Genomic DNA, 16,150 nt, shown 5'->3' with positions numbered 1-16,150 from the left:
CTTTTTATTTAAGAAATCTCTTTATATTTGGACATAAAACGCCACATTTTGAAAGCAAGAATTTCATTCATAATCCTATTGTATTTTTTTTCGTTCCACCTTTATTCTCAAGAGTTACTTCCTTTTGTAGAAAACTACAACAAGTCTAATTATCAGGGAGATAACCAGATTTGGAATGTAGCACAAGGAAATGATGATGCCATGTATTTTGCCAATAATTATTATTTGGTACGATATGATGGCGTAAAATGGGAAAAATACACGTTGCCTAACAAGACAATCATTCGTTCCATAATGGTCGACAGCGACAAGATTTATTCTGGTTCTTATAAAGAATTTGGGTATTGGTTTCGAAAAGAAGGAAAGATGCACTATGTTTCGATTTCCAAAGGCAATAAGGTTTTTGATGAAAATAACAATGAAGAAATCTGGAAGATATTTAAGTTCAATAACAACATCTATTTTCAGTCCTTTAATGGGGTTTTTGTATTTGATGGAAAAGTCATAAAAGAAATAAAGTTTCCTTTTCTTATTTCCTATTGTTTTATTATAGACAATGAACTGTTGATTGCTTCAGTCGAGAAAGGAATTTATAAAATGAATAATGGCCATATAGAAAAAGTAAAGGGATGGGATGTTTTAGAAAACAATGTTATTCATGCCATTCAAAAATACCAAGACAAAACGTATTTTTTTACTAAAAAGAATGGAGTTTATGTTCTGGAAAATGGTGTTTTGACTCCTTGGAAAAATCCATTAAATGATATTTTAAAAGCCGTAAACATCAATGTTGCCCAGTTTATAAAAAGCAATAAACTCGTAGTAGGAACAGCAAATAAAGGGGTTTATGTTTTAGATTTAAATGATGGTTCTTATAAAAATATCAATAGAAATAACGTCTTGATGAACAATTCTATTCTAAGTATCGGTCAGGACAAAGAGAATGATTTATGGTTGGGATTGGATAATGGGATTGCTCATATTGAAGTTAATTCTCCTATTTCTATATTTTATGACAGCTCAGGGGTTTTAGGTTCTGTTTATTCTGTTGCGAGTACTCCAAAAGGCTATTTAATGGCTTCTAATCATGGTATTTTTAAATATGAGGATAAGCAATTTTCATTGATTCCAAATACACAAGGGCAAGCCTGGAATATCAGTAAAATAAATAATAAATACCTTATAGGTCACAATGAAGGAACTTTTATCTATGATAACGGATTGTTCTATAAATTAAGTACTATTAACGGCGGTTGGAATTTGGCAAAAAGCGGCATTAATAATTCTTATTTGCAAGCAACATACAGCGGTGTAATTATTTATAATGATGGTAATGACTTGAAGCAAAACATTGTTATAAAAAAAATTCTGAAACCCATAAAATATGTTGCCCAAAACAGGAAAAATGAGATTTGGGCGGCTGATAATAACAGAGGTTTGTATCGAATTCTTTATAATGATACATATGAAACTATAAGTGTTGATAATGTTACGCAACGCAGTAAAATAAGTAATGATTTTGGCGTGAAAATATTTGAGTTCAGAAATGAAATCCTTTTTGTAATAAATAGATCTTGGTATACCTATAATTCAATCACCAATCAGTTAGAAGGAAATGAATTGTTTAACGCCAATTTCAAAAACGTTTCAGATATTGTTGCTATTGATGAAAATAACTTCATAGTACTTCAAGAGGGACTTTTGTATCATGTTTATGCTAATGATAATAAATTCATTAAGAACAGTATTCAAGAGAAATATTATAAAGGAAAAATAATCAATGATAACTTGAAAGTGTTTAAGAATAATGATAGCTATCTTTTGAATCTGGATGATGGTTTTATTTCACTTCAATTAAAATATAAAAACAAGCAAACAAGCAATATAAAGATTGAAGCTTTCAATGATGGTGTTTTAGTTGAAAATACATCAAAAATTAAGCATAATTCAGAACTTAGAATACATGTAATATCCGGAATTTATGGAGCGACAAAACCGGACTTATTTTATAAAATAGATGGTAAAAAAGAATTCATTCCTATAAATGAAGGATTGATTATTTTGAATAACCTTATTAGTGGTTCTCACGATGTGACTATTTATAGTAACGATGGTTTGCATTATAATAAAGTTTCGAGTTTTCAATTCATAGTGGCAAAGGCATGGTATTTCTCTTTGTGGATGATTTTGGTGTACCTGATTGTTATCGGTCTAATACTATATCTTTATTATAAATGGAATAAGATGAAATATATTCAGAAACTGAAATTGCAGGAAGAAGAGTTAAAGCATCAAAAGAAAATCCTGGAAATGGAATTAAAAGCCGAAAACGAGTTGAATGTTCAAGAATATGAAAAACACATTCTTGAATTGGAATTGCAATCTAAATCATCAGAAGTTGCTGGTAAATCACTTTCTATTGCCAAGCAAAGTGAAATGATAGAGAATATTCAAGGAATTTTAGATTCCGAAAGCGATTTCAACAAACTAAAAAGCGAGATAAAAAAAGCCATAAAAATCAATGCGGTCAACAAGCATGAATGGGAAACATTTGAAACAAATTTGAATCAAATCCATAATGAGTTTATAATTAGCCTTTCTAAAAAATTTCCAATCCTTACTTCAAAGGATATTAAGCTTTGCATTTACCTAAAAATGAATCTTTCCTCCAAAGAAATTGCACCATTGATGAATATTTCTTTTAGAGGTGTTGAATTGCATCGCTATCGATTAAGAAAGAAATTAAATCTTACTCAAGAAGAAAACCTTTCTAAATTTTTATTAACGATATAAAACAAGGTGTATTTTTATAGATACTATATTATTTCAATCAATTTTTTACGAAATTACAATACATCATTACTACATCATACCGATGTAGTACAGTACCTCTTTACCTTTCTTAGGTGCCTTAAAACATAGAATTTTTATCATTTTTAAATATTTTGATGTATTCATGTAGTAACTCCATTATGGTTACTATAACGTTGTAATTATCTAATTTGGTCCCACTAACTTTAACAAATTATTAATATATGAGAAATTTTATTTTTAGCTTTTTAGCACTCATTCTACTTCCGGCGTACATGTCTGGTCAAGTAATTACGGGAAAAGTATTGGATAAGAGTGGGATTGGAATTCCTGGAGCAATGATTTTTGCTGTTGATTCTAAGACTTCAGCTGATACTGATTTTGACGGTAATTTTAATATCAATGCCAAAGTAGGAGAGGTATTGAAAATTAGCATGGTAGGTTTTGATGCCATATCAGTCAATGCATCGTCTGGTGTTATGAACATCACTTTAAAAGAATCCAAAGACACTGAATTAAAAGAAGTGGTTGTTATTGGGTACGGAACCAGAAAAAAGATTGATAATACGACCGCAATTACCTCATTAAAAGCAGAAGAAATATCTAAAACCAAAGTTTTGAATGCTTCACAAGCCATACAAGGTAAAGCTGCTGGTGTTCAAGTAATTTCTTCAGACTTGCCGGGAAGTACGCCATCAGTAGTTATTAGAGGTTTAGGAACTGCATTAGGAGGAAGAACTCCTTTATTTATTGTGGATGGGATGCCTACAGAGAACATTAATAACATCAATACTAATGATATTACATCATATGAGATATTGAAAGATGCTTCTTCGCTAGCAATCTATGGAACCAGAGCTGCAAATGGGGTTATCATAATTACTACCAAAAAAGGGAAAGGCGATAAAGTTTCTGTAGAATTTGAAAGCTTTGCAGGTTTTAGAGAGCCTTTAAAAAAAGTAAAAATGGCGGGAAGTAATAAATATTCCCACTATTCGAATGCAGCCTTACAAACGACTACTTTTTCACAAGATCAACCGGTTAATACGGATTGGTTTGATGCCATTACAAGAAAAGGATCGTATACTCAAAATAACGTTTCGGTTTCTGGGGGAACGGAGAATATAAAATATTTCTTTAGTATTGGAAATTATCAGGAGAAAGCAATTCTTAATGGTTTAGATTACAGTCGTACTACTTTTAGAAATAATAACGAATACAAAATTTCTAAAAAACTGACTTTAAATCAAAACTTCAGTTTTGGTTCAACAAATTCTACTCCAAAACCATTGAGTGCCTTTACAAATGCGTACAAGCAATCTCCAATAGTTCCTGTTCGTTTTTCTAATGGACAATATGGTGTGTCATATGTAGGAAGCGATGGTTTTGCAGGAACGGCAGGTTCTTCCTTTAATAATGTTGGTAATCCTGTTGCTCAATTAGACTATTTTGATGAACAACAACGCAGTATAACATTGCAAGGTGGTTTAAAATTAGATTATGAAATTGTAAAATCGTTAAAATTCACTTCACAGTTTAACGGAGAATATTATACTTGGAAAAATTACAATTTTGAAGATACAAAGGCTATTTGGCAAACTAATAATAATCCAGGTCAGCTAGCTACAATTATGTATCCTGCAGATAAGAATATTAACTTATTGACAAAAGGCAGAAATCAATATTTCAATTGGAATCTATCCAATTACCTGACTTATAATAAGGTTTTTGCAGATATTCATGATATTGAAGTAACTGGAGGTATTGAAACTTCGATCAAAGGAGCAAGAGAACAATTGACCGTTGCCAGAAAAAATGTAAATGCAAATGCTAATTATTGGTCTTTAAAAGACGTTGATTATGTAGGAACGGTTACTAGTTATAAAGATGAAGTTTTCAATGAAAATAAAATAGCGTCTTATTTTGGTCGTTTCCAATATAAATTAATGGACAGATACTTGTTTACAGGTACAATTAGACGTGATGGTTCATCAAATTTTGGTAAAGACTATCGTTGGGGAACTTTTCCTGCCTTTGGTTTAGGTTGGGTTGTTACCAAAGAAGATTTTATGGTTAATGTAAAAGGAATCAATTTATTAAAATTAAGAGGAGGTTGGGGTAAATTAGGAAACCAAAATGTTCCACTTAATAATCAAGCGTATAGTTCAGGTCTTAGTTATTATTTAGGAGGTTCTATATTGAACGAGGGTACTACTATCAATTCTCAAGTAGATCCAAGTTTATCATGGGAAATTACCGAGGAAACTTCTGGAGGTATCGATTTTGAATTGTTGAACAACAGATTAAAAGGTTCATTTGATGTGTATGATAAAACAACAACAAATGTTATTTTAAATACAAAACCTTATATGACTTCAGGTATAAGTAATTCTTCACCAGCCCATGTTGGGGAAGTATCTAATAAAGGGTATGAAGTTGCTTTACGTTGGGATGATAAACTAACTGACAATTTGAGTTACTGGATTGGAGGTAATTTTTCTAATAACAAAAATGAATTGACAGGTTTGAAAGATGCTACGCTTGCGCCAATTACTGGCGGAGATTTAGCAAATGGGCAATGGACAAAATTATTAGATAATACCTCTGTAGGAAGACCATTAGGTAGTTTCTATATGTATGAATATGCTGGTTTTGATACTGCAAATGGTAAAATGTTATATTACACTGCAACAGGTGCTAAAGTGACTCAAGATGCTTTAGATGCTAATAAAGATAAAAAATATGTTGGTTCAATTTTACCTAATTCTACGTATGGTGTTACTTTAGGATTGAACTATAAAAACTTTGATTTATCTGTGGATGGATACGGTACTTCTGGTGCTAAAGTATACAATGGTAAAAAAGCACAACGCTTTAGCGGAGAAAATGTGGAAGAATCATTGGCTACCAATTTCTGGACTGCAAATAATACTACGGCTGCAAATCCTGGACCATTTAATTTAGTTCCAGTAGCTTCTACTTATTATTTAGAATCAGGTGATTTCTTTAGAATTAACAATATATCGCTTGGATACAAAATTCCATTAAAAGGAGAATTTTTGAATTCTTGCAGAGTATATGTGAATGCAATAAATCCATTTATTACTCAAAAATTCTCAGGTTTTTCTCCTGAATTAAATGGTAATGGCGATCCTTATGGAACACAAGGTATTGAGTTGGATGCATACCCAACATTAAGATCATTCGTTATCGGTGCTAATTTAAAATTTTAATACAATGAAAAAGATATATATATCAATTTTTGCGCTATCCGCATACTTTTTCTCAGGTTGTTCAAACGACTATTTAGATGCAGATCAAACCGAATCTATTTCTACGAAAGATATAGCATTGTTCAACAATGACGCTGGGGCAGCTACTTTTGTAACGGCAATCTATAGTAAGTTTTTAGATTGGAACATGACTTCATTTTCTTGGATTGGGTTGTCAAGTATTGCCTCTGATGATGCTGATAAAGGCTCTTCTCCGGGGGATACTGGTTCAGATAAAGATTTAATGGACGCTTTAACCTATAATGCTTCAACTCCATCTACAAGTGAGATTTTTGCAGCTAATTATGAGGGGATTAACAGATGCAATCAAGCATTAAGTATTGTTCCGCAATTAGACCAAGCTAATCCAGCTTTACGCGCCAGATTATTAGGTGAAGCTAAATTTTTAAGAGCTTTTATGTATTTTACTTTGGTAAAAACGTACGGTGGTGTGCCAATTGTAGATCATTTGCCAAATCCATCTTCTGATGAAGACAGAATCATGCAATTAACACGCAAAACAAGTGCTGAAGTTTATGCTTTTATCGAAAGTGATTTGAATGATGCTATTGCGGCATTGCCAAACAAATCAGAATATGCTGCTGCTGAAAAAGGTAGAGCTTCAAAAGGAGCTGCTTATGCATTACTGGCAAAAGTAAATTTATACCAAAAAAACTGGCAGAAAGTAGTGGACAACTGTAATTTGATTACAGGATATTCTATTGTTCCAAATTATGCTTCTATGTTCAGATTAGCTGGAGAAAATGATGCCGAATCTATTTTTGAAATTCAAGGTACTGGCTCAGTTCCTGCTAAAGGAATTTCAGGATATTCCAATACACAAGGTGCTCGTGGTGCTGGTGGATGGGGTTGGGGTTTCAATACACCATCTCAAAGTTTAGTAAATGCTTATGAAGCTGGTGATGTTAGAAAAAATGCAACAATCATTTTTGCAGGAACCACTTTATACGATGGTAGAGTTGTACCAACAACGGTTGAAAATCCTAGATACAATTTTAAAGCGTATTCTTCTGCTTTCACAGATGGTTGGGAAACCGATGTGAATATCAAATATTTGAGATATGCTGAAGTAATACTAATGAAAGCGGAAGCATTAAACGAATTAAACCAGACTCCTGCGGCTATTCCTTTGTTGAACCAAATCAGGGCGAGAGCTGGATTAGGGAATACAACTGCAGTATCTCAAGCAGCTGTTAGAACAGCAATCTGGAAAGAAAGAAGAGTTGAAATGGCATTCGAACATGATAGATTCTTTGATTTAGTAAGAACTGGTCAAGCAGTTGCTGCGTTTGCTATTGATGGTAAAACATTTGTTGCCGGTAAACATGAATTGTTTCCATTACCGCAAGCATTCATTACGCAAGCAAACGGATTATCAATACAAAATCTGGGTTATTAATTTTAAAAAACAGTAAAATGAAAAAAAATAAATATATTTTCTTATTTGCTTCTGTTCTAGCTTCTCAATTTTTTGTGAGCTGTAATGAGGACAGTATAGATAAAGTAAACAGCCCAATTCCCTATGAGTCAATTGGAGGTTATGAAAACTCAGATGATGTTGCTGCCAGTAATTTGATTGCTAAATTTAGTTTTGAGAATACTATTTCGGATTCAAAAAATGGAATAACTGGTGGAGTTGGAACAAATGTGACTTATGGAACTGGAATCAAAGGGCAAGCCTATAAAGGATCTTCAAATTCTTTTATTGCTTATAGTACAGTAGCAAGTTCTTTGGTAGATGTAAAAAGCATTACAGTTTCTATGTGGATCAATACGAATCCGCATACAGGAGGAGCACAATCGTTATTTATGTTACCAAAAACTACAGATTTTTGGGGAAATATTTTCTCATTGATTGAAGGTACAGGTCCAGCAACTACTATGTTAATGAAAAATCATCTTCAAAAAGATGTTACACCCAGTATTGCTTGGTCAGGTCAGTTTATAGAACACAGTGGTACCAACGTTTTAGCTAATATGTTTGGAACCTGGAAACATGTAGTATGGACGTACAGTGGAACGAGTTCTACTTACAGTATGTACATTGATGGAAAAAAGCTTGATTTGCCTGCTTCAATAGCAAAACGATATGCAAGTGATCCTCTTACTGGCGGAGTTGGGTATGGCGAACTTGCTAATTCGAATGTTTCTAAATTCATTATTGGTGGATTTCAACAACATTTAGGGACTCCTTGGGGTGCTGCTGATGGTTGGATGCTGAATTATACAGGTTTAATGGATGAGTTTAGAATTTATAAAACGGCACTTTCTGACAATGAAGTTGTTGCTTTATATAAATTGGAAAAAGATAACAGATAAAGATTTATTGACACACCTAGTTTGCATAAAACTAGGTGTGTATTTTTTAACTATTAATCCTATTATTTTTATAAAGATGAAAAACGGTTTATACATAATGTTTTTTTTAATTTTTTTAAATTTTTGTTCATCTTCATCACCTGGAGGAAATAATGGTACTGGAACGCCATTACCAACAACTCCTACAACTCCTGTACCTGTTTTAACAGATACTGAAGCTATGGATCAGGTTCAAAAAGATGCTATCAAATATTTTTGGGATTATGCTGAAACCAATTCAAAATTAGCAAGAGAGCGTTATTTAACTGATGATCCAAGTTTTGAAGCTAATATAGTTACAACTGGAGGTTCAGGTTTTGGGTTAATGTCAATAGTCGTTGGTGTAGAGCGCGGATTTGTTAATAGAATTGAAGCTGTTTCCCGACTTACAACTGCTTTGACTTTTCTTGAAAATGCGGAACGTTTTCATGGTGCATGGCCACATTGGATAAATGGAGTAACAGGTAAAGTAATTCCTTTTGGAACGAAAGATAATGGAGGGGATTTAGTAGAAACCTCTTTTTTATGTCAGGGTTTGTTAACCGTTAGAGAATATTTCAAAAACGGAACTACGGCAGAACAGGCACTTGCCATCAAAGCAGATAATTTATGGAAAGGTGTAGAGTGGGATTGGTATACCAAAGGCGAAAATGCGTTATACTGGCATTGGTCACCTACTTACGGTTGGGAAATGAATTTTAAACTGGAAGGATATAACGAATGTTTGATTACCTATATAATGGGTGCAGCTTCTCCTACGCATCCTATTCCGGCTGCAGCGTATCATCAAGCTTGGGCAAGAAATGGCACAATTGTAAATGGTAGTTCACAATACGGAATCCCAGTAGTATTTAATTATAATGGAGCATCAGGAAACGTAGGTCCTATGTTTTGGGCACATTATTCTTATTTAGGTTTAGATCCCACTAACTTAACGGATCAATATGCGGATTATTGGGCATTGACTCAAAATCATGCTAAAATCATGAACAAATATTGTATTGCTAATCCACGTCAATGGAAGGATTATTCTGATAAATGTTGGGGATTAACAGCAAGTTATTCTCGTAATACTGATGGATCTACAGGATATTCAGCGCATCAACCTAATAATGATTTAGGAGTGATTTCACCAACAGCAGCATTGTCTTCTTTTCCTTATACGCCAGCAGAATCAATGAAATTTCTACATTATTTATATGATGAGAAAAAGAGTTCTTTAGTTGGAATTGCGGGACCTTATGATGCTTTTTCTCCACATTATAATTGGGTAACACCACGATATTTAGCAATCGATCAAGGTACAATTACACCAATGGTTGAAAATTATCGTACCGGTTTATTATGGAAATTATTTATGAATGCGCCAGAGGTAAAACAAGGTTTAGTGAAACTTGGTTTTCATTCCGGGAAATATAATTTTTAGGAAAATATGAAACATACAATTATAGCAATTGCCTTTTTATTTTCATGAAACTCATTTGATGATTCAGGTCACGACAGTTGGTCAAGAGTATATGACAACCAAGAAATTTATGATTGGATGTTTAAACAAATAAAAAAATAAAAAATGAAAATTAAACTAATTATACTTCTCTTAGGCTTTTCACTTTTCGGCTACAGCCAAAAAAAGACAGCTAAAAAGACGGTTAAAATTAAAACCAAAACCGAATTTGTATCCGAATTATTGTCGAAAATGACTTTGGAGGAGAAAATAGGGCAATTGAATTTGCCTACTTCGGGGGATATTACAACTGGTGCAGCCAATAGTTCTAATGTAGCTAAAAATATTGAAGAAGGTAAAGTAGGCGGTTTATTCAATATCAAGTCCGTTCAGAAAATTAAAGAAGTACAAAAGATTGCAGTCGAAAAAAGCCGATTGAAAATTCCGTTGCTTTTTGGAATGGATGTTATTCATGGTTATGAAACGACTTTTCCTATTCCACTTGGACTGTCTTGTACCTGGGACATGAAATTGATTGAAAGAAGCGCTCAAATTGCAGCTCAAGAAGCCAGTGCCGATGGAATTAACTGGACTTTTTCCCCTATGGTTGATATTTCTCGTGATCCGCGTTGGGGCAGAGTTTCTGAAGGTTCTGGTGAAGATCCGTTTTTGGGAAGCCAAATTGCCAAAGCAATGGTGAATGGATACCAACAAGATGATTTATCAAAGAATAATACCATTTTATCCTGTGTGAAACATTTTGCGTTGTATGGTGCGCCGGAAGCGGGACGCGATTACAATACCGTTGATATGAGCAGAATAAAAATGTACAATGATTATTTTCCTCCATACAAAGCGGCTGTTGATGCAGGTGTTGGTTCAGTTATGGCATCGTTTAATGAAATTGATGGAATTCCAGCAACTGGAAATAAATGGTTAATGACTGATGTGTTGAGAAAACAATGGGGTTTTAAAGGTTTTGTGGTTACTGATTTTACAGGAATTCCTGAAATGATCGAACACGGAATGGGTGATTTGCAAACGGTATCTGCGTTGGCTCTAAATGCCGGAGTTGAAATGGATATGGTGGGCGAAGGCTTCCTTACGACTTTAAAGAAATCATTGGAGGAAGGAAAAGTGAGCATCGAACAAATAGATAATGCAGCGCGTCTTATTTTGAATGCCAAATATGATTTAGGATTGTTTCAAGATCCTTATAAATATTGTGATGAGAAAAGAGCGAAAACGGATATTTTCACAAATAGTAATAGAGCTGAAGCCAGAAAAATTGCTGCTCAATCGTTGGTTTTACTTAAAAACCAAAACCAACTACTTCCTTTGAAAAAATCAGGAACTGTCGCCGTGATTGGACCATTGGCTGATGCCAAAGAAAACATGGCGGGTACTTGGAGTGTTGCAACTAACATGCAAAAGTCTATTTCATTAGTGGCCGGAATCAATGAAGTTGTGGGAAATTCATCTAAAGTGCTTTACGCCAAAGGAAGTAATCTGGATTATGATGCGGCTTTCGAAGAAAAAGCAACCATGTTTGGTAAAACCTTGCACCGCGACAGTAGAACTAACGAAGAATTATTGGCAGAAGCTTTAAAAATTGCCAATCAATCCGATGTAATTATTGCAGCTCTTGGTGAATCTGCGGAAATGAGTGGAGAAAGCAGTAGCCGAACCAATTTAGAAATTCCACAGGCTCAAAAAGATTTATTGCAGGAATTATTGAAAATAGGAAAACCAGTAGTTTTGGTTTTATTTACTGGTCGTCCATTAGTTTTAGTTCAGGAAAATGCAATTGTTCCAGCGATATTGAATACATGGTTTGCAGGAAGTGAAGCTGGAAGTGCTATTGCTGACGTTTTGTTTGGAAATGAAAATCCTTCAGGGAAATTGACGGCTACTTTCCCTAGAAGTGTAGGGCAAGTACCTATTTATTACAATCAAAAAAATACAGGAAGACCATTAGGGAACAAAGAAGGGAAATTTGAAAAATTCAGATCTAATTACATCGACGAAAGAAATGAGCCTTTATTTCCTTTTGGTTTTGGATTGAGTTATACTACATTCGATTATTCGAACCTGAAAATTTCATCGGATAAAATGAATTTCAACGAAAAAGTAAATGTTACCGTTGATATTACAAATACCGGGAATTATGATGGTAAAGAAGTGGTTGAGTTGTACATAAGAGATTTAGTGGGTTCTGTTACAAGGCCTATAAAAGAGTTGAAAGGATTTCAAAAAATAGCTGTTAAAAAAGGAGAAAAACAAACAGTAACTTTTGAAATATCCGTTGAAGAGTTGAAGTTTTATAATTCTGATTTACAATTTATTGCTGAGCCGGGTGCATTTCAAATTTTTGTTGGCCCTGATTCTAATGCAGAGAAGAAAGTTAGTTTGGAGTTGATTAAATAAATGTGGTTTGTTTATTTAGTGATGACCCTTCGGTATTTATATCGAAGGGTTTTTTTACCAAAAAAAATGAAATTGTGTACTCGTTTTAATTAGCTTTTTTATTATCTAAATCTGAAAAACATCAAAATCAATTAGGTAGGAAGGAGTAACGTTCTCAATCTTTAAAAGAAATTGTGAATTTTGCGCCTTCATTAATTTTACTTTCTACTTCAATACGCCCACCTAAATTAGTGATGTGATTATAAATTAGGTAAAGTCCTATACCGTTACTATCAATATGATCGTGGAATTTTTGGTGCAATCCAAAAATTTTGTCACGTACTTTGTCCATATCAAAACCCAATCCATTATCAGAATAAATTAACTGACTGATTCCGTTTACTTTTTTAGAAACAATAGAAACGGAAGGTAAAGTTTCCAGTTTTGAGTATTTTATTGAATTGGTGATTAAGTTTAAAAATATACTTTTCAAGTATTCTTTATTAAAATTAATTTGAGCAAGCTCTGAAAAATCGATATTAATTATGATTTTTGAATTTCCTATTAAAGAATTTATAGAAAGTAGCACTTCATTTAAATTTTCATTCAAACTTAATTCTTCAATAGGAGCATTTAATTCCTCTTTATGAATTAATTCTTCTACTGATTTTTTTAAAGTTTGTCTTAAACTCTCCGTTGTTGTTTTTAGAATGGTTATAAATTCAAGGGTTTCTTCATCATTAATTTTAGAAATATCAATGAGATCAAATACGGATAGTAAATTATTCACTGGAGACTTCAAATCATGCGAAGTTGTATACGATAAATGCTTGAGGTCTTTATTAATTTTTGTCAGATTTGCAAGAAGTAAGTTCCGTTCTTCTTCAATTCTTTTTTTATGTGTAATGTTTTTAGCAATGGCATAAACTAGTTTTTCATCTTCAACAGGCATTGATGTCCAAGACAACCATACAATCTCGCCACTTTTAGTTAAATATCGATTTTCAAAATTTAAAAGCGGTTTATTTTTATATACTTGTTCTCTAGTTTCGATTGTGATTTTAAGGTCTGCTGCGTAAACAAAACTACTTATGGGGTTAGCATATAATTCCTCATCTGAATAACCTAATAATTTTGAAACAGCGGGATTTATTCTCTTAAAATAGCCATCAAATCCTGCAATACAAATAAAATCAGCTGAGATATTAAAAAAATTATCGAAGTGATATTCCCCATCTGAATCAGGGTTTCTTTTTTTTATTGTCATTGAGTTTAAAAGTTATTTGTTATTTGGATTTTAGACAAATACAAATTTTATGAATTGTTTAATTTTGGAAGAAACCATAATATCCAAATTTAGTTAATAATTATTTATAATAAAACAATGGTGTAAACAAATTTATAATTAAATGTATCGCCATAATTTAAATAAAATAGGGGTTAAACAAAACGAGGCCGACATTTTACTGACAGCCTCATTTTTTATTATTTGAACACAATTTATATTTTGAAAATACCTCCAAAAGAGATTATTCTTTGTAGAAAGAAAAAATCTTGAGAGGCGCTATCTTCAGGATTTTGAGTAGTTCTGATATCCTGCATATTGATATAGCCACCTTTTAATTCCCCTTGTACATAAAAATGTTTAAAGAATGTAATATTCAAACCAGTTTTCAAAGAAGCTCCATAACCAGAAACATGAAAATCGTCATGACGTGGTTTTCCTAAAAGTGTCGTATTCGTTTTTGGATATAATAGACCAATACCAGCGCCTTCGGTTAAATTAATTTGGATTTTATCTGTATTTCTGATTTTGAATAATGACGAAATGTCATCATGTCTTGAAAATTCAGTATTTACATAATTTAGTCCATCTGTATGTTCATAAAGCAAGAAACTTTCAGTCATAACAGTAGGCGTATTGTTGTAAACCCCATCATAAGGAGCGTTTCCGGTAATTGTACCAGTCATGTTTAGCGTTTGATCTTGTTTCATCACATATTTCATGTGATCCACTCCAATGGCAATGCTATAATGGTCATTTATGAAATACCCCATTCTAAAATTAGTTTGAGGAATAGTCATTTTCGAAGGATTAATATAATCTACATGCCAACCTTTTGGTTTGTCATGAGCAACCATATTATCGAGAGTGAAATTATAATCTTTACCTCGAAAAGTCACATCAGATTTAGTGTAATTATCTCTATTTCCACCCCATGACACAAAGAATTTTCCTTTGTTATGAGCCGTATATTTATTTTGTAATTTAATTTGTTCTTGAGCGGATGCGTTTATTGAAAAAATTATAATTGAGAATGCGGAATATAAAAAAAAATGTTTCAAAGAATTGGGGGGGAGCTAAGGTTTAAAATGTATTTATAGTTTTTCTTATTGCGACTAATTTGGTCATTAAACCTTCAAAATAATCTAAATGTAGCATATTAGCTCCATCACTTTTAGCGTTAGCCGGATCAAAATGAGTTTCGATAAAAATCCCATCCACACCTACAGCAATTCCTGCTTTGGCAACGGTTTCAATCATATCAGGTCTTCCACCAGTAACTCCTGCCGTTTGGTTGGGTTGTTGTAGCGAATGCGTAACATCAAGAACAGTAGTTGCATATTGTTGCATCGTAGGAATACCTCTAAAATCAACAATCATATCTTGGTAGCCAAACATAGTTCCACGATCTGTAACCATTACGTTTTGATTATTGCAATCCAAAACTTTTTGTACGGCATGTTTCATGCTTTCAGGACTCATAAATTGTCCTTTCTTCAAGTTTACCACTTTTCCGGTATTGGCAGCAGCCATAACCAAATCAGTTTGACGAACCAGAAAAGCAGGAATTTGCAACACATCTACATATTGTGCAGCCATTTCGGCATCTTCATTAGTATGGATATCAGTTACGGTAGGGACATCAAAAGTTTCAGAGACTTTTCTAAGGATTTTTAATGCTTTTTCGTCTCCAATTCCAGAAAAACTGTCAATTCTAGAGCGATTGGCTTTCTTAAAAGAACCTTTAAATACAAATGGAATTTCCAGTTTATCCGTGATACCAATTAATTTTTCGGCAATACGCATCGCCATTTCTTCGCCTTCAATGGCGCAAGGACCAGCAAGAAGAAAGAAATTACCACTTTCAGTATGTTTGATCAGTGGAATATGTTGTATGTTCATAACAATTTATTTTTTGAAAGTGCAAAGATAATTAGAAATAATGATTTAGTGTTTTTTTGAAGCTATTTCCTGCTATTCGTTACAAATAAAATTCACTGAACTCCAATAAAAATAAAACTTTGTGAAAATCCTTTTCTTTTTTTTAAGAAAAGAATTTTCACTATTATTAGTGCTAGGACAGTCGTGTTTTATTTAATTCTTTTTTAAACTAAGACCAACGGGGATCATTAAAATTCCTTTTTCGTAAATATTCAAATAGAGTTTTATAGGTTTTTTTTGCCCATCCCATTTTAGTTCATATACATCCAGGAAACCAGCGCCTAAATCCGTTCTTTTTGTTGGAAAAGGACAGCAACTTTCTAATTTTGTAAAAGTGATTTTTTCTCCTTTTGGTCCAGCCAAAGCATTCAAAAAACGTTCCTGATTAATCGTCTCGTTTGCCGTATTTCTATAAAATATATTGATGGGATAATCTTGATCGTAACCATATTTTTTGTCTTTGCTATATTCCGTTATTACAAAAGTATTTTCAGTTGTAAGTGTGAGAGCGGGTGCATTGTCATCTACGTTTTTTAAAGTAGATTTTGTACTTACACAAGAAACACTAAGTAGCAATAAAGCGATAAAAAGCAATGTCTTTTTCATATTTTT

At 33.0% G+C, this 16,150-nt stretch carries 10 protein-coding genes; 6 read left to right on the top strand and 4 right to left on the bottom strand.

Annotated elements, in window-relative coordinates; all coding sequences use genetic code 11:
- Window positions 1-48: 48 nt before the first annotated feature.
- The 6 genes from ACM55M_RS13915 (at window position 49) to bglX (ending at window position 12,333) form a co-directional block, all read left to right on the top strand.
- On the top strand, window positions 49-2,793 hold the full coding sequence (locus ACM55M_RS13915; RefSeq protein ID WP_416858261.1) for a helix-turn-helix and ligand-binding sensor domain-containing protein: 2,745 nt from the start codon (window positions 49-51) through the stop codon (window positions 2,791-2,793).
- Between the two features lie 242 nt (window positions 2,794-3,035).
- On the top strand, window positions 3,036-6,044 hold the full coding sequence (locus ACM55M_RS13910; protein ID WP_416858260.1) for a SusC/RagA family TonB-linked outer membrane protein: 3,009 nt from the start codon (window positions 3,036-3,038) through the stop codon (window positions 6,042-6,044).
- Between the two features lie 4 nt (window positions 6,045-6,048).
- Complete coding sequence (locus ACM55M_RS13905; RefSeq protein WP_416858259.1) at window positions 6,049-7,503, top strand: RagB/SusD family nutrient uptake outer membrane protein; 1,455 nt, start codon at window positions 6,049-6,051, stop codon at window positions 7,501-7,503.
- Between the two features lie 17 nt (window positions 7,504-7,520).
- Entirely contained in the window at window positions 7,521-8,423 is a 903-nt protein-coding gene (locus ACM55M_RS13900; RefSeq protein ID WP_416858258.1) for a LamG domain-containing protein, read from the top strand.
- Between the two features lie 97 nt (window positions 8,424-8,520).
- Window positions 8,521-9,888 carry a glucoamylase family protein gene (locus ACM55M_RS13895; RefSeq protein ID WP_416858257.1) on the top strand — a complete coding sequence of 456 codons (1,368 nt, stop codon included), beginning with the start codon at window positions 8,521-8,523 and terminating at the stop codon, window positions 9,886-9,888.
- A gap of 144 nt (window positions 9,889-10,032) precedes the next feature.
- Complete coding sequence (bglX, locus tag ACM55M_RS13890) at window positions 10,033-12,333, top strand: beta-glucosidase BglX (RefSeq protein WP_416858256.1); 2,301 nt, start codon at window positions 10,033-10,035, stop codon at window positions 12,331-12,333.
- Between the two features lie 154 nt (window positions 12,334-12,487).
- Here bglX and ACM55M_RS13885 read toward each other — a convergent pair whose 3' ends face one another.
- From ACM55M_RS13885 to ACM55M_RS13870, 4 genes are all read right to left on the bottom strand, one after another.
- Complete coding sequence (locus ACM55M_RS13885; RefSeq protein ID WP_416858255.1) at window positions 12,488-13,579, bottom strand: PAS domain-containing sensor histidine kinase; 1,092 nt, start codon at window positions 13,577-13,579, stop codon at window positions 12,488-12,490.
- A gap of 233 nt (window positions 13,580-13,812) precedes the next feature.
- A complete protein-coding gene (locus ACM55M_RS13880) occupies window positions 13,813-14,658 on the bottom strand; it encodes a hypothetical protein (RefSeq protein ID WP_416858254.1) in 846 nt (281 codons plus the stop codon).
- Between the two features lie 22 nt (window positions 14,659-14,680).
- Window positions 14,681-15,499, bottom strand: coding sequence for a 3-deoxy-8-phosphooctulonate synthase (kdsA, locus tag ACM55M_RS13875; protein WP_416858253.1), 819 nt, complete (start codon window positions 15,497-15,499; stop codon window positions 14,681-14,683).
- 192 nt (window positions 15,500-15,691) lie between these two features.
- Complete coding sequence (locus ACM55M_RS13870) at window positions 15,692-16,144, bottom strand: 2-dehydro-3-deoxyphosphooctonate aldolase (protein WP_416858252.1); 453 nt, start codon at window positions 16,142-16,144, stop codon at window positions 15,692-15,694.
- Between the last annotated feature and the right edge of the window lie 6 nt (window positions 16,145-16,150).

Source organism: Flavobacterium galactosi (assembly GCF_048158585.1).
GTDB classification, from domain to species: domain Bacteria; phylum Bacteroidota; class Bacteroidia; order Flavobacteriales; family Flavobacteriaceae; genus Flavobacterium; species Flavobacterium galactosi.
The sequence above is the reverse complement of the archived record's forward strand: the minus strand, read 5'-3'. Positions and strand labels throughout refer to the sequence as shown.